This window comes from Vibrio sp. CDRSL-10 TSBA (assembly GCA_039696685.1).
Lineage (GTDB): Bacteria > Pseudomonadota > Gammaproteobacteria > Enterobacterales > Vibrionaceae > Vibrio.
Genome location: CP155565.1, coordinates 1223720 through 1245229 on the forward strand (window position 1 = coordinate 1223720; position 21510 = coordinate 1245229).

The 21510-nt window shown below is 49.6% G+C and carries 11 protein-coding genes and 7 pseudogenes; 5 read left to right on the forward strand and 13 right to left on the reverse strand.

Annotated elements, in window-relative coordinates:
- Window positions 1-84: 84 nt before the first annotated feature.
- Window positions 85-1396 (reverse strand): annotated as a pseudogene (locus ABDK09_06040) (maltoporin).
- A 467-nt stretch (window positions 1397-1863) separates the two neighbouring features.
- Here ABDK09_06040 and glgX point away from each other — a divergent pair.
- The 3 genes and pseudogenes from glgX (at window position 1864) to ABDK09_06055 (ending at window position 6804) form a co-directional block, all read left to right on the forward strand.
- A pseudogene (glgX, locus tag ABDK09_06045) lies at window positions 1864-3852 on the forward strand (glycogen debranching protein GlgX).
- Between the two features lie 275 nt (window positions 3853-4127).
- Window positions 4128-5979 (forward strand): annotated as a pseudogene (locus ABDK09_06050) (ABC transporter ATP-binding protein).
- A gap of 120 nt (window positions 5980-6099) precedes the next feature.
- Window positions 6100-6804, forward strand: coding sequence for a DUF445 domain-containing protein (locus tag ABDK09_06055; GenBank protein XAW87728.1), 705 nt, complete (start codon window positions 6100-6102; stop codon window positions 6802-6804).
- A 139-nt stretch (window positions 6805-6943) separates the two neighbouring features.
- Here ABDK09_06055 and ABDK09_06060 read toward each other — a convergent pair.
- From ABDK09_06060 to ABDK09_06095, 8 genes and pseudogenes are all read right to left on the reverse strand, one after another.
- A pseudogene (locus ABDK09_06060) lies at window positions 6944-8822 on the reverse strand (PhoX family phosphatase).
- A gap of 298 nt (window positions 8823-9120) precedes the next feature.
- On the reverse strand, window positions 9121-9957 hold the full coding sequence (locus ABDK09_06065; GenBank protein XAW87729.1) for an arginase: 837 nt from the start codon (window positions 9955-9957) through the stop codon (window positions 9121-9123).
- Window positions 9958-9963: 6 nt separating this feature from the next.
- Window positions 9964-10698 carry an IclR family transcriptional regulator gene (locus ABDK09_06070; GenBank protein ID XAW87730.1) on the reverse strand — a complete coding sequence of 245 codons (735 nt, stop codon included), beginning with the start codon at window positions 10696-10698 and terminating at the stop codon, window positions 9964-9966.
- A 286-nt stretch (window positions 10699-10984) separates the two neighbouring features.
- A pseudogene (locus tag ABDK09_06075) lies at window positions 10985-12872 on the reverse strand (methyl-accepting chemotaxis protein).
- A 262-nt stretch (window positions 12873-13134) separates the two neighbouring features.
- Window positions 13135-13692 carry a hypothetical protein gene (locus ABDK09_06080; protein XAW87731.1) on the reverse strand — a complete coding sequence of 186 codons (558 nt, stop codon included), beginning with the start codon at window positions 13690-13692 and terminating at the stop codon, window positions 13135-13137.
- 22 nt (window positions 13693-13714) lie between these two features.
- The gene (locus tag ABDK09_06085) at window positions 13715-13990 is read right to left on the reverse strand and encodes a hypothetical protein (GenBank protein ID XAW87732.1); all 276 of its coding nucleotides are present in this window, start codon (window positions 13988-13990) and stop codon (window positions 13715-13717) included.
- Window positions 13990-14853, reverse strand: a complete 864-nt coding sequence (locus ABDK09_06090; protein ID XAW87733.1) for an ABC transporter ATP-binding protein — start codon at window positions 14851-14853, stop codon at window positions 13990-13992. The genes ABDK09_06085 and ABDK09_06090 overlap by 1 nt, the downstream gene beginning before the upstream one ends.
- On the reverse strand, window positions 14850-15221 hold the full coding sequence (locus tag ABDK09_06095) for a GntR family transcriptional regulator (protein ID XAW87734.1): 372 nt from the start codon (window positions 15219-15221) through the stop codon (window positions 14850-14852). The genes ABDK09_06090 and ABDK09_06095 overlap by 4 nt, the downstream gene beginning before the upstream one ends.
- A gap of 256 nt (window positions 15222-15477) precedes the next feature.
- On the opposite strand from ABDK09_06095, the gene ABDK09_06100 reads away from it, so the two are divergent.
- Window positions 15478-16092 carry a DUF2057 family protein gene (locus tag ABDK09_06100; protein XAW88477.1) on the forward strand — a complete coding sequence of 205 codons (615 nt, stop codon included), beginning with the start codon at window positions 15478-15480 and terminating at the stop codon, window positions 16090-16092.
- Between the two features lie 62 nt (window positions 16093-16154).
- Here the strand turns inward: ABDK09_06100 and ABDK09_06105 are convergent, their stop codons facing one another.
- On the reverse strand, window positions 16155-17435 hold the full coding sequence (locus ABDK09_06105) for an HD domain-containing phosphohydrolase (protein ID XAW87735.1): 1281 nt from the start codon (window positions 17433-17435) through the stop codon (window positions 16155-16157).
- Window positions 17436-17645: 210 nt separating this feature from the next.
- Between ABDK09_06105 and ABDK09_06110 the strand changes: the two are divergent.
- A pseudogene (locus ABDK09_06110) lies at window positions 17646-18183 on the forward strand (GNAT family N-acetyltransferase).
- A gap of 89 nt (window positions 18184-18272) precedes the next feature.
- On the opposite strand, the gene ABDK09_06115 reads toward ABDK09_06110, so the two are convergent.
- From ABDK09_06115 to ABDK09_06125, 3 genes and pseudogenes are all read right to left on the reverse strand, one after another.
- Entirely contained in the window at window positions 18273-19661 is a 1389-nt protein-coding gene (locus ABDK09_06115) for a DASS family sodium-coupled anion symporter (GenBank protein XAW87736.1), read from the reverse strand.
- 197 nt (window positions 19662-19858) lie between these two features.
- Complete coding sequence (locus tag ABDK09_06120) at window positions 19859-20716, reverse strand: alpha/beta fold hydrolase (GenBank protein XAW87737.1); 858 nt, start codon at window positions 20714-20716, stop codon at window positions 19859-19861.
- 113 nt (window positions 20717-20829) lie between these two features.
- Window positions 20830-21421, reverse strand: a pseudogene (locus tag ABDK09_06125) (TetR/AcrR family transcriptional regulator).
- Window positions 21422-21510 lie beyond the last annotated feature (89 nt).

Genomic DNA, 21510 nt, shown 5'->3' on the forward strand with positions numbered 1-21510 from the left:
CAATATCTGCTTGAAAGAAATACAGCCAGAGTCTATCTGGCTGTATTAGTTTAGGACAGTTTATTAGTTTTAAAAATCAGATAATTACCACCAAGCTTCGGCTTGTACACCAAACTGGAATGAATTATCAGAAGTACCATTATCGAACACGTTGGAATCGCCATCGTTATCGTTAGTCAGGTAAGACGCGTACAGACGGATTTCAGGACGAGCCCAGAAGCTTGAACCGGCAGACCAGGCTTGCGCCACAGTCAGCTTACCAAATTTATTTTTGTCTCCGTCGTTGTCATCAACTGCGTAGCCTGCTTCAAAGATAGTCTTGTTGTACTCATCCCATTTGTAGACAGGACGAACCACAACGGACATAGCTTCGTATTTGTCCTGACCATCCCACATGTCCTGGCCTACACCATAAACCAATTGGTGACCCAGTTCCCAGCTGTCGCCCAGACCCACAACACCCATGTTGATCAAACGGTAACCATCAGCACCGCTCTTAGCTTCTGCACCGTACCAGCTGCCGTCACCATAGAAAGCCATGGTTTTAGAATAACCTTCTGTACCATATTGGACGACAGTTTTGTTGAAACCGTTTCGCCAGCCCCTGAGTCAGTTCAGCGGTCAGCATCACGCCATTTTTAGCATCTTTCGCTGCCTGAGAAGCGGCATCCGTTTCATTTACGATCGCGTAATCCACACCGACTTCCAGTGAGCCGTTGTCCCACAAAGGGATACCTGCATAACGCGCGTCCAGCGTATTCACGTTCACAGCACCGCCACTGTTACCGCTGTCCGGAGTATCACCTGGGTTATTTGAACCTAAACTAAAATTGTCGTTGCGATCACTGCGCACCCAAGCCAGAGAGAGTTTACCCGGACCGGTTTCAATGCCTTCAATACCTGCACCGGCACCTGAAATGTTCCAGTAATAGAAGTCACTGATGTGGATGTCGTGACGTTGGTAGAAACGTTTACCGGCCCACAGCGTTGCTTCTGGTGCAAAGCCCAGCAGGCCTTTCGCCTGCACGTTGAACTGACGCAGAGCAAATTCAGCATCATCAACACAATCCACACCATCACCTGCGTCATTCAAACCACAGTTGGTACTGGTGCCTTCCCAGTCATTAGAGCCGTTTGAAGTCATCGCTACCATAGAGTCAACGTAAAACGTTTTGCCGTTGTTGTTGTAGACTTCCTGACCCAGCTGAACTTCGCCGTAGATATCGCCTTCGTTACCAAGACGACCAACTTTGTTCTTTTCATAGGTTACCTGCTGACCACCGTCAGCACTGACGCCAACACCAGCACGCATGTAGCCATGAAAATCCACTGCGAATGCGGAACCTGCTGCCAGAGAAGCAGCCACTGCGGCAGCGATTACACTTACTTTTTTCATCATTAACTCCATTTAGGGTCTTTTTTATCGGAATTTTCGTCACTCTCTTACGGGCTAAACGTCTCTAAAAGGCAGAAAAGATGGGTTTAACGTCAGAGATGTGATGGGGTAAACCCCGTTTGTTTCAACTGCAATTCAGATTACTTGACGGCCGACAGGCACACTTCCTCCACCCCTTGAGATTATTAGGGGGGAGTAGAGAGGCGTAGAAAATCGCAGGTATGGTCTTTTTCCAGGGCTGATCACGAATTTGGGGGAGGAGGAGATCATTAACTTCCAGGATCATGGAATACAAAATGCATATTTGATCACAATTTCAACGTATTAGCGATGCACTTCTGAAAGAAAATTACATTATAAAATATGTGACCAGGCTCTTGACCTTGAACGGCCAAAGCCTTTTACTTAAAAATGATGGTTAATATTACGCCAATAACAACAACGACTGGATATGATGAAAACGACTCGTTTCTCGCCCTTACCCTTTAGGTGCAACACTTGATCCAGATGGATGCAATTTTGCTGTGTATGCACCGGCTAACAAAAACCTGTTACTGGCGTTGTTCAATTCTGACGGCAGTTACGAAACTCATCCCTTTGCAGACGAATACGCCGGGGTACAGCACCTTTACCTCGAAGGCCTTCAGGCTGGTCAACGTTACGGCTTTTTAATTCATAGTGATGACGAACTTTTCTACATTTCCGATCCCTATGCTAAAGCATTGGACCAAAGCCTGACTTACAAAGTTCCGTTTCAACTGCACGATAGTTTTTCTCTGGCCAAATGCGTGGTCACGGATAGCCACTTTGACTGGCAGGATGTTGCTAAACCCAATCGCCCGCGCGACGAAATGGTCCTGTTCGAAACCCATGTTAAAGGCGCAACCAAACTTCACCCGCAAGTCGATAGCGCGCTGCGCGGCACTTATCTTGGCCTTGTCAGCGAACCTATGCTGGAGTTTTATCGTCAGCAACAGATAAATACCCTACAACTGCTGCCGATTGCCGCATGTATGCATGAGCCGCATTTACTTGAGATGGAGACGGTTAACTACTGGGGCTATAACCCGTATCTGTTTATGGCGCCGGATCCGCGCTATGCCAGTCAGGATGCCGTCACCGAGCTTAAAACCACCATCCGCGAGCTGCACCGACAAGGTATCGAAGTCATTCTGGATGTGGTCTATAACCATACCGCAGAAGGTGGTGAAGATGGCCCGGTGTTTAACCTTAAGGCACTCGATCCCAATTACTACCTTAAGCATGGCCAGCATTACGCTAACTTTACCGGCTGCGGTAATACCTTAGATCTCTCTTACCAGGCATCACTTAACCTGGTGATGGATACGCTGCGCTACTGGGTCAGTGAATTTCATGTTGACGGCTTTCGCTTTGATCTGGCCGCGACTCTTGGCCGTATCGGCGATGATTTCAGTCGTGACGCCGCTTTCTTTAAAGCCGTGGCTCAGGATCCGGTACTGCGTCAAGTCAAGCTCATCGCTGAACCCTGGGATATCGGTCCCAACGGTTATCAAGTCGGTAACTTTCCCTTTGGCTGGAACGAGACAAACGACAAGCTACGCGATATTACCCGCAGTTTCTGGCGTGGTGATCAGGGCTACCTGAAAGAGTTTGCCACCCGCTTGATGGGATCGCGCGATTTATACAGTGCGGCCAACTGGCCGTATAAACTGACCGTTAACTACATTACCTATCATGACGGTTTTACCCTGCAGGATTTGGTGTCATACAAGCTCAAGCATAATGAAGCCAACGGCGAGCAAAACCGTGACGGTCACGGTGATAACCGCTCAGATAACTATGGGGTCGAAGGCGAAACCGACAACATGGTTATCCGCACTATCCGCGAGCGACAAAAGCGCAACTTTATGGCCAGCCTGCTGTTTGCGTTCGGCATCCCGCATATTCTGACCGCAGATGTACTGTCTCACAGTCAGAAGGGCAATAATAACGCCTATTGTCAGGATAACGAGATCAGCTGGCTCGACTGGACACCGTCAGAACGTAAGTCTTATTTCAAGAACTGGCTGGCTGAGATGGTCGCAGCCCGTCAGACTTACATGGTGCCTTTCATCCGCGCTTTCAGTGGTGAGGAACGCAATTTCAACCGCATCTTCTGGCGTCGGGTCGATGGTCATTTGATGGAGCATGACGACTGGAACCGGCTCAGCTGCGTGGCACTGCACATTGGTATTGGTGAAGAAGGTCAGGAACTGCTGTATTTGATTAACCAGACCAACGCTCCGGCCCGATTTGTCCTGCCCAATGATCGTAAACAGGACTGGAAAATCATCTGCGATACCAACATGCGTCAGGTTCAGCCGGGACATGCCGAAGGTGAAGTCCTGCAGTTGCCGATATCAATGACTATTTTACATTACCAGCCCAAAACGCACGCTAAGAAAACGCCAGCCTCCCGCGCTAAAAAAGCCTGAGTCCGGCATATTGTCTGACAGCCTTCCACAACGCCCGCCAGCCGGGCGTTGTCATTCTCTGTGACAAAAATCGCCCTTCATCTGCGCGGCCGATTCGCTTGAATCCTGCCCCGTAACTACGGATTCAGGTTATACTGGTTACGACTCAGAAAACAATCAGTTGCATAATACTGGCTGCCGCAGCCACCGGGTCATCAAACTCTTGCCCCATCACTGTTAGCCCATCGTTGTCCGGCCAGCAGAAGAGCGTTACGGGACAATCAAAAGGATGTTTCATGTTTAAATTGTTTGAAAGCTTTACTCAGGCTTTCCCGAAAAACGAGCCCCAACGTCCACCGGATACGTTGTGGGCATTCTGCCGCCACTACACCCGCGGCTACGAAAAGCCACTTTTGGTCATGGCTCTGATGAGCACCACCATAGCGATCATCGAAGTGTCGCTTTTTGGTTTTATGGGTCAGCTGGTTGACTGGCTTTCATCGAGCAATCCGGAAACGTTTTTCCAGGATAACCGCAATACCCTGATTGGACTATCACTCCTGCTGTTGGTCGGCATGCCGATTCTGGTCTCGGTTTATTCCATGCTGATTCACCAAACCATGCTCGGCAACTATCCGATGTCAATCCGCTGGCTGGCACACCGCTATCTGCTCAAACAGAGCCTGTCGTTTCTATCAGGATGAATTTGCCGGACGCATCGCCACCAAAGTGATGCAAACCGCGCTGGCAGTGCGGGAAACCGTGATGAAAACGCTGGATGTATTTGTCTATGTCGCGGTCTACTTCACCGCGATGCTGGTCATGTTGGCTCAGGCCGACTGGCGCCTAATGATGCCGATGCTGTTGTGGCTTGTGGCCTACATAGCCATTCAGGTCCGCTTTGTGCCGAAATTGAAAAAGATCTCGGCTGAACAGGCAGACGCCCGCTCAACCATGACGGGACGCATTGTCGATAGCTACACCAATATTGCGACCGTAAAACTGTTTTCGCACAGCCGGCGAGAAACCCAGTATGCCGAAGAAGGCATGGAGGGTTTTCTCGATACGGTATACCGCCAGATGCGTCTGGTGACCGGCTTTAATATCTGGGTAGAAATCGCCAACTATCTGCTGGTATTTTCCATTGCTGCGATTTCGATTTATCTGTGGATGCACAGCGCCATCAGCGTGGGTGCCATTGCGATTGCCATCAGTCTAGCCCTGCGTATCAACGGCATGTCGAAATGGATCATGTGGGAAGTGGGCGGTCTGTTTGAAAATATGGGGACCGTGGTCGATGGTATGAAAACCCTGTCCCAGCCAATCAGTATCGAAGACAAGCCCGGCGCGCGCGAACTGAATGTACCTAAGGGTGGCATCGAGTTTAACGACGTCAGCTTTCATTACGGCGAAAACAAAGGGGTGATCAACCACCTCAACCTGGACATCAAACCCGGTGAAAAAGTCGGCCTGGTTGGCCGCTCCGGAGCCGGAAAATCGACGCTGGTTAATTTGCTGCTGCGTTTCCACGATGTGGAAAGTGGTGAAATACGCATTGATGGTCAGAACATTAAAGGCGTTACCCAGGATTCGCTGCGCCGTCAGATAGGCATGGTGACGCAGGATACTTCTCTGCTGCACCGCTCAATCCGTGACAACATTCTCTACAGCCATCCGGATGCCAGCGAAGCAGACCTGCTGCGCGCCACCAGACAGGCACATGCACACGAATTTATTGAGACTCTGACCGATCCCTACGGTAATGTCGGGTATGATGCGCAAGTCGGCGAGCGTGGCGTTAAACTGTCAGGCGGGCAACGTCAGCGCATTGCCATTTCGCGGGTGTTACTAAAAGATGCCCCGCTGCTGGTAATGGATGAAGCCACTTCAGCGCTTGATTCTGAGGTCGAAGCGGCGATACAGGAAAGCCTCAATCAGCTGATGAAGGGCAAAACCGTGATTGCCATCGCACACCGCCTGTCCACCATCGCGGCAATGGATCGCTTGATCGTCCTCGATCAGGGCCGAATCGTTGAGCAGGGCTCCCACCAGCAGTTGATTGAGCAAAATGGAATCTATGCGCAGTTATGGGCGCATCAGACCGGTGGCTTTATCGGCTGCGATGAAACCGAAGGCGAAGTCGCTTAAAAGCTGCAAGCCTGCTATTTATCAAGAACCCAGGGTCAGCGTGTATACGCTGACCCTTTTCCCGCCAGACAATTTCTCTTAAAATTCAGTTCTCTTTCTTTTCACTCTGAATGCGTTGTTATGAATAAAAGCTTTATTACCAATTTTGTCGCGCTGGTCTTGCTGGCGGGCGGCTACGCTCTCGACAACCGACTGGCCCTGTATGCCGGTCTGTTTGCCTTCTCCGGTGCCATCACTAACTGGCTCGCCATTCATATGCTGTTTGAAAAAGTGCCCGGATTATACGGCTCAGGGGTCATTCCGGCCCGCTTCGAAGCCTTTAAAGCGGCGATTAAACAGCTGATGATGACGCAGTTTTTCAGCGACGCCAACATCGACCGTTTCCTTAATCAGGAAATGGCAGGCGACAAAGCGCTCGACCTTGAACCTGTGATCGCTAAAATCGACTTTAACCCGACCTTTGATTCTCTGGTTGAAGTGATTGAAAACTCTTCCTTTGGCGCCATGCTGGCGATGTTTGGCGGTCGTGAAGCGCTGCAACCACTCAAGCAGCCGTTTGTCGAAAAAATGCAGGATGCAGTCGTTGATATCAGCCAGAGTGACACGGTGAAAAACGCGCTCAAAGAGCAACTTGAATCACCGGCGATGCTGAATGAAATTAAAACCAACATCGAGAACATCATTGATCAGCGCCTGAGCGAGCTGACGCCGCAGTTAGTTAAAGAAATGGTACAGACCATGATCAAAGAGCATCTGGGCTGGCTGGTCGTTTGGGGCGGTATTTTTGGCGGTGTGATTGGTATCCTGTCCACTTTTGTTGCTTGATCTGCGCAGCGTTGCTTGATCTGAGCAATAAAAGCAGTCAGAAAATCAACAGAGCGTAAATAGAGATCCCGGCCAGAGCCGGGATTTCTTATTGGTAATATGCAGCTTAATCTTAATCGCTGTTTACGCTGGCAAACCGTTATGCACCAATCACGCCGCCATCTTCGCGGGTAATCATCATCACCGTTGAACGTGGTTTGCTGTTACCACCAGCCGGGAAATGCGACGGAGCATTGTCTTCGCCCGGGTGCTGCACACCAATAAACATGGTTTTGTAATCCGGAGAGAAAGTCAGGCCGGTAATTTCACACGCAATTGGACCGGTCAGAAAACGCTGTACTTCACCAGTGATCGGGTCACCGCACAACATCTGGTTGTTCCCCTGCCCCGCAAAGTCACCCTTGTTGGAGTAGTTACCATCGGTTTGAATCCACAGGCGACCTGATTGATCGAAACCAATACCATCCGGGCTGTTAAACATGTTTTCAGCACTGATATTGGCACTACCTGCATACAAATCGCCATGATGAACCGTCGGGTTACCGGCAATCAAATACAGATCCCAGGCAAACATATCGGCCGTATGATCGCCGTTGACCGGCATCCAGCGCAGGATCTGACCGTAATGGTTCTCAGCACGTGGGTTTGGTCCGCCAACTGGCTGGCCCTCTTTCACACCACGGTTTTTGTTGTTGGTCAGGGTACAGAACACGTGCTTGTTGTCCGGATGAATCGCCACCCACTCAGGACGGTCCATGGTCGTTGCACCGACCTGAGTCGCCGCGCGGCGGGCAAAAATCAGTACTTCGGCCTGGTTGTTAAAACCATTTTCTGCAGTCAGGCCATTTTTGCCAAAGGTCAGTTCAATCCAGTGGCCCTGACCTTTCAGCTCTTTGTCATCCATCTCAAATTTGGCGACATACAGCGTGCCTTCTTCCAGCAAAGTGCGGTTAGCCGCATCATTACCTTCCTGATAACGATTTTTAGACACAAAACGGTACAGGTGCTCACCACGTTCATCATCGCCCAGATACACCACAGCATGACCGTCGCTGTTGAGGGTGAACGCGGCATTTTCATGCTTGAAACGGCCCAGAGCAGTGCGTTTCAGTGGCGTTGAATCCGGGTTATGCGGGTCGATTTCGACAATCCAGCCGAAGCGGTTTGCTTCATTCGGGTTTCTTGGTAATATCAAAGCGTTCATCGTGAACATACCACTGATAGTCGTTTGGCTTGGCTTCAATGCCGTAACGTTTTTGATCCGCCGTCACGGATGCTTCCTGATTGGCGCCAAAGAAATCATCAAAGTTCTCTTCACAGGTCAGGTAAGTGCCCCAAGGCGTCTGACCGTTTGAACAGTTGTTAAACGTTCCTAAAGCCAGTACACCTTTAGGATCCGCTTTGGTTTTCAGCATGTCATGTCCGGCAGCCGGACCCGTCAGTTGCATCGGCGTATTGGCGGTGATACGGCGGTTACGCTTGCCTGAGCGGTCAATGCTCCATTGACCGTTGCTACGTACGATCTCAACAATGGTGATACCCACTGCTGCCTGGGCTTTGCGCACATCATCAGCGCTCATCGCTTTACCCTGATGAGCAAACAGATACTCGTAGTTGGTGTATTCGTTATTGATGGCCAGTACCGCGCGGTCGTCGCTGATTGGGAACAGGCTCATACCATCAGTGTTATCGCCAAATTGCTGCGCCTGAGCACGGGAGTCCTGTTTACCGCTTGGATCAAATTCTGGTGCATTAGCAAAGATAGGATCGCCCCACGACATCAGTGGTGTCGCTTTATAGCCTTTTGGTACCACCAGGGTATCAGACGTTGATGCCGGTACCGGCTCGAAATTGAGTAATGAAGACTGAGGCTTGGCAGCCATCGCTTTAGCAACCGGGTTCAGAGTCAGAAAAGCGCCCGCACCAACGGCGGCAGTACCAGTCAGAAAACGACGGCGTGATAAACGCGCGTCAATCATAGCGCTAAACTGTGAATCTTGCTCATCACGGTTCCACATAGGGTTGCTCCTTACTTTCGTGATTTTTGCTTTCGAAAAATATTATTGTGTTGCATCAATGCAATTTGATGATGGCAGGAGCTTAGCGGGAATAAATGACGCTTAAGTGAAAGATATATTGCTAAACGATGACAGCTCAGAGTGAAAAAAACGTCGCTGCAATAGTGAGACGGGCCATGCGGAATTACAGATATTTTGCTTAATAAACAAAGAGTGTTCTTAATAAACAGAGACTTTCTCTTAATGAAAAAGAGATAAAACAAAAACGCCACCCGAGGGTGGCGTTGGAGAAGCCGTTTTATTCGCTGACAGTAACTTCTGCCGACAGCGCACACAACTCATCGACAATCGCTTTGGTCTCTTTGGAGTAGATCAGCTTATCCTTGGCCCCGACCAGCTGAATCATACGTACCTTTCCGGACAATACTGCGTGTCGCACTACACGCAATACCATCTGCAGATCCAGTACCGCATGGTCATCAAGACTGCGGCCCGGTACCAGTGAAGCCAAATCGATATTGAGCACCAGTTGGTCACAGTGCTGCATGTAATGGTTGAGTTGGGTTTTGAGCTGGCTGCGATTACGGAACTGAGACTCCTGATGAGTCACCCAGTTACAACCAAGATCTTCGGCATATTCCAGCATCGGACCCGATACACGCTCTGGGTCTATCCCCATGCAAAACAGACGTACATTAGCAAAACGCGACAGAGCAAAGTGAAACACTGAACCGACCTGAGGTTCCAGACTCTGTTTCAAGGCAAATTCATGGCCAATATGAATAATGCCGACTTCATCGTTATCCAGCACAATCACAGGCAATGCTTTCAGCAGCACTTCATGGCAGTTAGCCAGTACCACAGGTACCGAACTGAGTGCCAGATGACGGCTTACTAAATCCTGAAAACGGAAATCGCCATTGTCTTCAATCACCAGATGGCCAGCATCGGCATAATTCGGATTGCTCTGCTGCTGGTAAAGCCATTCTGACGATAACTCAAGGCTATGCTGGGCAAATTCAAACTCAACGCGAGACATGGGTTTCACGCGTTCACATACGGTCATAAAAGTAAAAGCCGAGATGTGTGGAACCGCACTGCGGCTCAATCGGTAACGTTTGAATAAGCTTAACATAGTGAATTACCTTTCCGGTGGCAACGCTCTCGCGGCCTGCAACACATGTAAAATGATCCGTTGCTTGTGAGTCTCAACCCGGTGTACCGGAGCCATCACAGAGATCGCACCAATCAATTTACTCCCTTTCATCACCGGAGCGCTGATGCCTGATACCCCGGTATCAATTTCAGACTCACTCACGGCATAACCATGGCGGCGTATTTTTTCCAGTTCGGCTTGCCACTTTTCCATCTGGTGATCTTCGCCGAAATAGCGCAGAATCTTTTCACAACGCTGCGCTGGCATATACGCCAACATGACTTTGGATGAGGCGCCACGAAGCAGGGGTTGACTTTGACCCTGGACGAAGCTGCATCGAAGCGCCTGCATACTTTCTTTCTGGCTGACACACAAAGCCCGGTAACCGACCGGAACCATGTAGGCCGCCATTTCTCCCGTCTGCTTCTGCAGCCGGCTTAAAACTGCATCAACCGCATCTAAATTATGCTGACTGGTTTCATAACTGCGCATCAGTAATAACGCGGCAGGACCAATAATCAGTGTCTTGTCATGCGGGCTTTCCTCAATGAGGTTCCACTCTTTAAGCAATTTGAGATGCCGATAAAGGCTGCTCAGTGGAACCTGAAGTTGCTCGCTTAAGACTTTGGCTGATACCGGTTCATCATTGACCGCAACCTGCATCAACAATTGCAGTGACTTTTCGTTAACCTGATTCGCAGTTAGCTTTGTTTCTTTCATAACGATGTTTTAGCCTTTATCCTTGATGAGCTCAAACCTAAATTCCTATATAGCGAGAATTTAATTTTAATTAAAGCATTGCATTCTCACCTAATGGGAATAGACATAAAATTGGATTGTTTTTTGCCGAGTATTCGCAAGATTCAAACGAACAAGAAGCATGCAACATCAGGATAAAGAGACAGCACATCTGCGTTTTGCAGAGATAAAAAAGCGACGCTAACGCATCGCTTTTTGAACGGATTCACGGCACAAGAGTCATCCGTGGAACAGCAGGAACCGCTAATCAGGCCAACTTAAACGTCGCCACTTTCGCACTTAGTTTCTGCCGCCTGATGACGCAAATCATTGGACTGACTCAAGCTATCGCTGGCGCCTTCAGCTAACTGTTCAGTGACATCCTTAATCGCGGTAATATTCTGGGTAATTTCGCTGGTGACATGGGTCTGCTCCTCTGCAGCGGTGGCAATTTGCGTCGCCATATCGCTGATTAACGCGACCGCGGCATTGATTTCTTCCAGCGCGTGCGCGGCTTTATCGGCATCTTCGACTGAGCTGGCCGCCAGGTCAGAACTGCTTTGCATCATGGTCACCGCACGTCCGGTCGTTGCCTGCAGCGTATCTATCGTCGACTTAATCTCTTCGGTCGAAGTATGAGTGCGTTGCGACAACACCCGTACTTCATCAGCGACCACAGCAAACCCCCGCCCCTGCTCTCCGGCACGAGCAGCCTCGATGGCTGCGTTAAGTGCCAGCAGGTTAGTTTGCTCGGCGATACCCTGAATCGTTGCCAGCACAGCAGAAATATCCTGGGCATGCTGATTGAGAGCGACAATCACCTCTCCGGCCTGACCCACTTCCTGTGCCAGATTACTGATCGACGAGCGGGTATTTTGCACCAGAGTGCGACCATTACTGGTACTGGTAGAGGAGTTCTGCGCCGCGTGTGCAGTTTGTTCTGCGTGCGAGGCAATCTCCTGAGTAGCCGACGCCATCTCCGTCACGGCAGTGGCCACCATGGTAATTTCCTGCTGCTGGGTGCCAAGCTCCTCAGCAGACTGATTAGCACGCTGCGCACTGTGTTCCGCCTGGCCGCTTAACTGCTGTGACTGATGGCGAATATGACCAATCAACTGCTGTAAACTGGCCACAAAGGTATTGAAACTGTTCGCCAGTTTGCCAACCTCATCGTTATTTTCCACCTCAATCCGCTGGGTCAGATCACCACTACCGTTGGCAATTTGCTCCAGTGCCTGTGCGACATTCTTAAGTGGCCGGAACAAGACATTACACAGCAGGTTAAACAGTACAATACACACCACCACCACGATAAGTGTCGCCAGTAGCTGGCCCCACAATGCATCAAACAGCGGAGAAACCAGCGAGTGGTAATTAATCACAATCACAGTGCTGAGCTGACTGCCGGCAATAGCCTTGGCATACAGAACATAGGTTTCGCCGTTAATCTCAACCTGAATATCTTCCCCTGAGTTTTGCGCACGCTGAATATCAGCAAAAGAGAGACCAAGCTCGGCAACACTGCGATTGAGCAACTTAGGCTCAGAATGAGTAAAAATATTGCCCTGTTGATTAGCAATAAACATATAGCCTGAGCCCGGTAAAATCACCTGCTGCATGCTGTTAAGAATATCGGTAATCTCGACATCAGCCCCCAACACCAGCGACTGGCCATGCAGCTGCAGCGCTTTCCCTAAAGAAACCACATTGGCGCCGGTTGCCGCCGCTACCGTCGGATTATCCATATATACCTGTTGCGGATTGGCCTTCGCATTGATGTACCAACCCCATTTGCGCGGATCGTTGTTATCCGGCGGCAAGGTCACACCATTGGCGTTTTGCTGCGAACCATCAGGATACGCGAGAAAGACGTTGTCAAACCCGGCAGCATGTCTGAGCTGCTTCAGGTGCGTCACTATCGCATCCGATTGCATCTCCTCGGACAACGAAGTCAAAGCCAACTGCTTGGATTCCAGCCAGTCTGTCACATACTGGTTGTAAGACGCCGTGGTGCTTTGCAAACGCTGATCCATTTCAACATCGAGCCGCTCGAGTGAAGCGTTGAACGATAACGCTTCAACCAAAACACTGCCGATTACAATCGCAGCGCTGGCCGAAATGGCCAGTTTATTTTTTAAAGAAAGATTTTTGAACATAGACTATCCCGTTTGTCATCCTGTGTAACCTGATCAACAAAATCGCTTCATTAACGAATAGAATTATAGTTTTTTGGAGTTGATACCAATTAGATCTGGCTTGCGAATCGGGCAATTACCTGACTTTTCCAGCCCTAAAATCTAATCTGTATTTCATTCTGTAAAAATTCAGCCGATATTACCATGCTAAAATATCTCCTCTGGAAAATGAGATAAGAAAAAAGGGAGCAAAAGCTCCCTTTGATAAAAATTACACCTCGCTTTAACGCTTCAGCAGCGCCCGCCAACTGGTTTCATCGGTTTGATAGAGACGCAGACTGGCCACAAAACTCAGCGCCCCGATCGCAAAATAAATCAGCAAATTAAGGGCACTGATTTGCGTCATCAGCTCCGCCATATCAGAGTCAGTCAGCAGGTGCAGCGGTAATGCAAAGATTTGATCAAAAAAGCGTTCAAACCAGTCGCTGCCGGTCACACCAAGCGTCACCCATTGCAACGCATACACACCGATAAACATCACCATGATCGGCGCACTCACCAGCTGAGAAAGCAGCAATGTAAAACAGGCCAGCGGTAACAGTGCCAGCGCGACTAACACCATGCGCAGCAGAAACAGCAGCCAATGGATCGGGATAAACAGCACATCGCGCTGATTGTAAAACAGCGGAATAGCATCCTCTGTCATTACATTGACCACCCACAACAGGCTATCAACCGTAACCACTAACAGCGAGCAAATCAGCGGGATCACCAAGAGTCCAAAGCCAAGTTTAACCAGATGGATACGCAGATTACTGACCGGCATACTGCGCCAGAACATGAAACTGCCTTCCTGACGCTCTTTACGCAGGGTTTCTGGGAAAGTAGAGCGTACTCAGCATCACAGACAATAGTCCGGCACCGGCGACCAACAGCGAGCTGAACTCGTCGACAAACTGTAAATCGAAATCTTCGAAGCCGCTGCTGGTCATTTGAAAACTGACATTGGCTGATAAACCGCCATTGCTGAGCAATCCTGCGAACAGAGCCAGTATACAAATCAAAACAAACAGCGGAATACGAGTGACCGACTTATGCTCCAGCCACTCTTTTTCCAGCATATAGAACGCAGGATGCATCAGTTATTCTCCTTTTGCAGCGCCAGAAACAGGTCGGCCAGTTTTACAGTGTAAATACGCCCCAGGGTTTCAACCTGAGGCAAATATTGCGCAGCCAGCAGCCAACGCGTGGTTCCTAAACCTAGCTCAGAGGCCAGAGGCTGATAAGGGGCAATCTGATCCGCCAGCGTCGATGGCGCCTCCAGCACAAAATACCCCTGCTCCACATCGGCCATGCTCTGTTGTAATACAACCTTGCCCTGTTTGAGAATCAACACATCCGTCAGCAGGTGTTCGATTTCGGCCACTTCGTGACTGGCAATGATCAGGCAACGCTGCCCGTCATGAAACCACTCCAGCAGGTGACGGTAAAACGTATCACGATAAATCAGATCCAGCCCCAACGTAGGCTCATCAAGAATCAGCACCTTAGTATCAGTCGCGATGACCAGGGCAAGATGAAGCTGAACCTGCATCCCTTTCGACAATGACTCAATCTTGCTGCACGGCTGAATATTGGTTTTACTCAACAACGCGTTGGCTTTTTCCAGATTAAATTTCGGATGCACCCCGGCGGTATAACGCAGCAACTGCTGCACTGTCATCCACTGCGGCAGTACGTTCACATCCGAGATATAAGCCAGATTCTCCATCACTTTTTCACGCTGTTGCAGCGGATTGAGCCCAAGAATCGCAATCTCGCCCTCAGAGCGGTGTGCCCCAAGTAACGCTTTGATTAAGGTAGATTTACCAGCACCGTTATGCCCCAACAAGCCCAGCACCTGTCCGGGATTAAGGGTAAAACTCACCTCTTGCAGAGCCGCAGCCGTGTCAGCACCAGCATACTGTTTAGACACATGTTTCACTTCAACATATGGATTCATGCTTCACCCTTGATGTGTTGTTTAAGCTGCTCGACGAATTCATCCAGCGACATATCGATTTGAGTCAGCGTTGCGGCAATTTGCGGAATTTGCTGCTGCAGAAACTGCGCACGTTGCTGACAACGCAATGCCGAAACGGCGCCTTCGGCAACAAACATACCCTGCCCGCGACGTTTTTCGACCAGCCCTTCATCCACCAGTAACTGATAACCTTTCATCACAGTTAAATGGTTAATTTTCAAATCTGACGCGACGCTGCGCACCGAAGGTAAGGCCTCACCTTCCGGCCACAGGCCCTGCGCAATCTGCGCACTGAGTTTATCCGCCAGCTGGCGAAAAATCGGTTGGTTATCGTGCCACTCTGTCACTATCATGCACCGATATAGTGTTATACATGTATATAACACTATATCCATAACGGTGAGAGTGCAAGTGCCGGACAGGATTTAGGTCTGAACGTTATCCGCAGACTTTCTGTTCCCGAATGAAAACCAGGGAAAATGTGTTAAGTTTTGATGAAATCTGGCCTGGAGTCACAGCGAAAACTTGCTTTTCTTCGCCACAATCGGCACCCTTTTCGCTGATTACGCGAAAGCGGTTTAAAGGATAAAACTCATGAATATAATCAAACCCTTAACATGCATTATGGCTATCGCTTTCAGTGCAACAGCAGCAGCACAAGTCACGCTGGAGATCCCTGATACGATAGAAATGCTGGTTGTGAACGGCCAAAAACCAGAAACGTCAGGCAGCATTTTTTCATCGGTGACCTCAGTGGAACTGAAAGACGGCGAACAACAAATCGTGTTCCGCTATCACCCATATTACAGTCAGGGTAGTGAAAGAATTGGTGTGGAAGGCGATGTTGTGATTGCCAAATTTGATGCAGCAGACCAATCTCTGAGCTTCGACATGCCGAAATACCGCAACGCGACCGAAGCAGAAGAAAACATCAAATCTATGCAGTGGTCACTGCGTGATGATAAGGGACAGGCGCTGCAGGTCACACAAGACCGCCTGATTAAAGAAGGCATGCAGATTGGCCGTGACTACAAACAAGAAACGTTTGAGTACAACCTGAGTGGCGGTGAAGCCGCTGTCGGTACTGCCTTCATCAAAACCGGTAAATCGAGCAATGGCACGGCCAACGACACGACCGCCGAAGAGATGCTGCATTTCTGGTACAACAAAGCCGATGCGGCAACCAAAGCGCGCTTTAAAGCGTACGTCAACAAGTAAGCCGCTACGTGATTCAAAAAATAAACGGGCTGTGAACAGCCCGTTTTGTTATCTCTTTATTTTCAGCCCGCCGCCGACTGCAACCCAACTTCATTCTCATCAGCTGATAGCCAGTAGCAGTGCTGGGCGTTATGCTGCAGACAGGCAAACACATCACCATCAAGCTGATTATTCGCAACCTGCTCCGCAATAATACTTAATGACTGCTCGAGCGACATGCCTTGTCGGTAAGGTCGTGACTGAGTCAGTGCCTGAAACACATCGGCCACCGCCACAATACGGCTCGGGCCATCCAGCTCCTGCGCGGTTTTTCCGAGCGGATAACCGGAGCCATCCAGTCTTTCATGATGATTCGATGCCCAATCGCACACCAGCGAAGAGGTGTGAATGTCCTGCAGAATAAATCGCGTATCGGTCGCATGACGCTTGATACAGGTATACTCTTCTGCCGTCAGAGTGCCCTCTTTGTGCAATACGAAATCCGGTGTTCTCAGTTTGCCGATATCATGCAGCAACCCCGCCAGATAGAGCAGTTTCTGCATTTTGGCAGAGTAACCCATTTTCTTAGCCAGATACTGGGATAACAGAGCAACCTTCAATGAATGCTGAAACGTAAACGGGCTTTTGGCATCGACGATTTTAGAAAACAGCTCGGCGATTTCAATCCGTTCATCCAAATTCAGATTGCTGGAGAATAACGGAGCGGCATCCAGACGCAGCAGGACGGCTTCAATATGTTGCGGATGCATGGAAAACCAGAAGTCATCGTTTTCCACCAGCACGGCCATATGGTCAACCATATGGGCCGCAAACAAGGTGCCGGAATGAGCCTGCAACTGCTCGATAATTTGACGTTTGGCGCTGGCTGAAAGGTTACCAAACTGGTCTTTATGCTGATGAAAATAGAGATGATCGACCCGGTTAGTGAGATAAATCAGCGCCGCGATCTGTTTGTCGCGTTCTTCTATCGCCAAGGTCTGCAGTTCGTGCCATGGCGTATGATGATACAACACGGGAAGCGAAAAACGGGACAAAGGCCCGCATGCACCGAGTAAGTTAAACCCTTTCTCACAATGGCGGGCAAAACTACCGGGACGCCGGCTGGCAGCGAACGGCATAGAAGCGGAATGCTGGGTAGAGCCGCAATCATGTATCAGACCGGCGGCAAAAGAGAGCTGAGCCTGCTCTTGATCCCAGCCCATTCGTAATGCGCACCGGTAAGCCATATACCCGACCCGATGACTGTGATTGAGCGCATCAAATCCAACGTCATCCAGAGCCTGTGCAATACTCAGCAAGACCCGGCGCAGATCAATGCTGACTTTTTCCTCACAAGTTTCCATAAAGCTAACTGACTACTTTTTATATAATTATGTCAGCAAAGACTAATACAAACTGAGTTATCCGTCCCTAATTTTATTAAGGTTTTGATGTATTCTGTGACAGCAATTGTGTGCTACTGAGAACTTGTTGGAACAGCATTCTAATAAAGTTTGAGCAGCCGCTTGTTAATGCTACAGTTTGCACACTTTTCACCCACCATGGATCCCGTCATGTTTACGTTAACGGTCGATAAAAATCTGCAGCTGGCCCTGATTGAAGAAGCCTTTGCGCCACTTTACGCCCATCTAGTTGCTGCGCATCGGGATTATCTTTGTCAATGGCTCGCCTGGCCGGCTTACTGCCATTCAGAACAGGACTTCCGCCTGTTCGCTCAAACCATGTTGCACGATTACGCCGATGGTAAATCGATGACATGCGCCATCTTTTACCACGATGAACTGGTCGGGAACTGCAGCCTGCAAGAGATCAATCCCGATCTGCAAAAAGCCCGGATCGGCTATTGGCTGGCCGAGAAACCAACAGGGCAAGGGCATCGTCACCCGCTGCGTGGCAAAACTGATTGATGTGGCATTTACCAGCTATCAACTGGAAAAAACCGAGCTGGCTATCGCAAGCGGCAATCAACCCAGTCAACAAGTGGCCAAGCGGCTTGGATTCCGTCAGGAAGGCATCATTACCCGTGCGGAGAATCTCAACGGGCGGATTGTTGACCATGTGATTTATGGGCTGTCTCGCCCATCCAGGTAACGCCTTTCTTTTATTTTTATAGGTAAAAACAATAGACAAAAAACGGAGCATTGCGCTCCGTTTCTTTATCGGGGGGAGTTTTGACTGGCTTACTGCCAGAAGAACATCGCAATCGCAGTCAGTAGCGCGATACAGGCGATATTCAGGAACATCCCCACCCGCATCATCTCGCTTTGCTTAATGTGTCCGGTCGCAAACACAATCGCATTCGGTGGTGTAGCCACCGGCAGCATAAAGGCACACGATGCGGAAACAGCGATCAATACCGACAGCAGCACAGGTGAGATACCAAAGGCTTCTGCGACGCTGGCAAATACCGGGATCAACAGCGCCGCACTGGCTGTGTTACTGGCAAACTCGGTCAGGAACACCACAAACGCGGCGATCACCAGTACGATCACAAACAGACCCAGATCAGCAATCATCGAACTCAGCTCGTTAGCCAGGAAGACACTGGTTCCGGTTTGCTTCAGTACATTACTCAAACAGATACCACCACCAAACAGCAGCAATACCCCCCAGTCAGCGGTTTTCTCGATGTCTTTCCAGTGCACAACGCGCGCGAAGCTGACCAGAATAATCGCACCCAGTGCAATGATGGTATCAAAGCTCTTAAAGCCGCCCAGCATCGCATTCACCGGCTTACTGAAAATCCACAAAAAGACAATCAGGGCAAAAATCGCCAGCGTCACCACTTTACCTTTGTCCCACTGGACCGGTGCATGGTTAAGCTCAAAATGGCCGCTCAAATCCGGTTTAAGCAAAAAGTACAGCAGGGTAATCGCCATCGGCAGCATGATAACCGCTGTCGGCAAACCAAATTCCATCCAATCGGTAAACGACAGGCCGACTTCCGCGGCTGCGATGGCGTTAGGCGGACTGCCTACCACAGTTGCGATCCCGCCAATACTGGCGCTGTAGGCGATACCCAGCAGCACAAACACGTAAGTGCTGTGACCACGGTCATCATCAACTTTGCTCAGCACGCCCAGTACCAGTGGCAGCATCATAGCCGCGGTCGCAGTATTACTGATCCACATCGACAGTATGCCGGTGACACCAAACAGCATAAATACCGCTACGCTCATCTTACCGCGCGCCATGATCAGCACTTTATCGGCGATGACTTTATCCAGCCCCTGACGGTGCATGGCCGCTGCCAGAGCAAAACCACCCAGAAAGAGGAAAATAATTGAGTTGGCAAAGTTGTTCAGTGCAGCCTGGGTATCAAATACGCCAAACAGCACCGCCATCACAGGCACCAGGATCGCGGTCACCGTGACATGCAGTGCTTCGGTCAGCCACAGCACAGCGATAAAGGCGAGCATACTGATGCCCAGCACAACATTAGGTTCAAACGGCAGAGTATTAAACAGGATTGCAAACAGCGCGACGTCCGCCAGCACGATCAGACTGTTGCGGTTAAAAAACCATTCTCGGGTATTGTTCGGTAAAGGGACACTATCATTTCTATTCATTATTATGCTTCCTTGTGGAGGCCATACGGCAGCTATATGTTCACATAGATTGCCAACGCCGGGGCAATTATCATTGCCAAATTGTTAAGCCAATCAAAACTCTCACATCCAATTTAACATCATGAAATAAATAGAATTAAGAAAGATCCAAAATTTAACAAAAATGAAAAATACCGGTTTCATTTCAAAACATTTATCTAATCGATGAATTTAACAATATTGTCAAATGCATTTAGCACTTCATTTCCTTTCATGATGCGCCCGTGCCCCTGATTCTGCGTGGTAATCAGCATGACATTCTCTATTTCACGCGCCGCTTTTTCCGATTCCGCGTAACGGGCAAATTTATCACTTTCATCATGAACGATAACCGTCATTCCCTTACGTTGTCTGAGTTTCTCAAACGGCTGAATAGAATGAATAGGATAATGATATTCATCCTGTACCTGATTCACGACTTCCTCAAACAGACGCATCGAATAGCCGGAACGGGCCACGGTGCCAAACAGGTTATCGATATAATCCAGCACTGGCGCAATCAGCAGCAGCGGACACTGCTCCAGCTTAGTGTGACGGCACTCAAGCGCGGTGACGTTGCCCATACTGTGTCCGATAAGGCCCGCCACGTTCTCTTCACTGTCGAGGATACTCTCCAGACCACGTACGAACGCCGGAATATGCCCAAACATGCCTTCACTTTCACCGTGAGCCGGGTGATCATACGCCAATGCGGTAAAGCCCTGAGCGGCAATATGTTCCATCAAAGGAAAAAATTGGCTCGATGAGCCGGACCAGCCATGGGTCAGGATCCATACCGGGCCCTGGCCAAGCCGGTAAGTCGTCAGCTTGCCCTCCAAAGAATCGACCTGTGATTTAATCAGCCGTTGCGGCATCTCATTTTTACCCGTCATACGTACCGGTGTCAGCAGCAGCTTGCGTGCGGTTTTACGGGCATGGGCCGGTGCCAGCGTGTGGTGCAGACGGGTGGTCCAGTTGATCATCCGGCGGCGCAGATGCAGGCCACGGGAAGTATTAAAATAAATCTTGTCACTCATTATGCTGTCCTTGACGAGGGCTCAATAAAAGAACACTCGTGCTTTTTTATTCTAAATTTTTTTCGCCTCAGGCGAAGAATGTTATCAGACCGCCAAACGACTCCGGCCCGAACCTAATGTAACCAACCAGTAAACAGTCTATCGACCCCCTGCCAGAAGTGCTGCTCACTGCGTTTCCTGGCCATACAGGGAGTAAAACAGATGCGCACTGAGATATAAGCCATACAATTCGTAACTGGCCTGCTCAATCGCGAGATCGCGCTTAAACTCACCACTGGTCACGCCTTTGCTTATCTGGATGCTCAGGTACTCTATCCAGCTGGCAATGGTCGCTTTCAGTGCCTGCTGCAGGGCACATTCGCTGTGACCCGCTTCACGCCATGCATCAAGAAACATACAACTGCCCTGAAAAGACTGATTCCAGTTGAGCCAGTTGGCCAGAATATGACGCAGCTTACGCTGCATATTGCCATCATCCAGTTCACGCGCCGGGGCGATCACCCGCGCCACGAAAGTCTGATTGGCATATTCAAGCACCGCCAGCTGCAAATTTTCTTTGGCGTTAAAATGCGCAAACAAGCCACTTTTGGACATTCCGCACTGCTTGGCTAACTCGCCAATCGTCAGACTCTCGAGACCATTGGCACTCGCCAGCTCAAAGGCCGTGGCGAGAATATTGTCGCGGGTGATTCTACCTTTGCTCATATTGACCACTATTATCGAAATACTCCCCCATTTTTAGCACGTCCGTTCTATTTTGCAAACGTCCGTTCTATTTTACAAATAGCATTTCT

Excerpts from the sequence above, each read along its gene's own strand:
- ABDK09_06065 (XAW87729.1), bottom strand. The coding sequence starts at position 9,957 with ATGTTAAGCTTATTCAAACGTTACCGATTGAGCCGCAGTGCGGTTCCA.
- ABDK09_06090 (XAW87733.1), bottom strand. The coding sequence starts at position 14,853 with ATGAATCCATATGTTGAAGTGAAACATGTGTCTAAACAGTATGCTGGT.
- ABDK09_06085 (XAW87732.1), bottom strand. The coding sequence starts at position 13,990 with ATGCATCCTGCGTTCTATATGCTGGAAAAAGAGTGGCTGGAGCATAAG.
- ABDK09_06070 (XAW87730.1), bottom strand. The coding sequence starts at position 10,698 with ATGAAAGAAACAAAGCTAACTGCGAATCAGGTTAACGAAAAGTCACTG.
- ABDK09_06055 (XAW87728.1), top strand. The coding sequence starts at position 6,100 with ATGAATAAAAGCTTTATTACCAATTTTGTCGCGCTGGTCTTGCTGGCG.
- ABDK09_06115 (XAW87736.1), bottom strand. The coding sequence starts at position 19,661 with ATGAATAGAAATGATAGTGTCCCTTTACCGAACAATACCCGAGAATGG.
- ABDK09_06105 (XAW87735.1), bottom strand. The coding sequence starts at position 17,435 with ATGGAAACTTGTGAGGAAAAAGTCAGCATTGATCTGCGCCGGGTCTTG.
- ABDK09_06080 (XAW87731.1), bottom strand. The coding sequence starts at position 13,692 with ATGTTCTGGCGCAGTATGCCGGTCAGTAATCTGCGTATCCATCTGGTT.
- ABDK09_06120 (XAW87737.1), bottom strand. The coding sequence starts at position 20,716 with ATGAGTGACAAGATTTATTTTAATACTTCCCGTGGCCTGCATCTGCGC.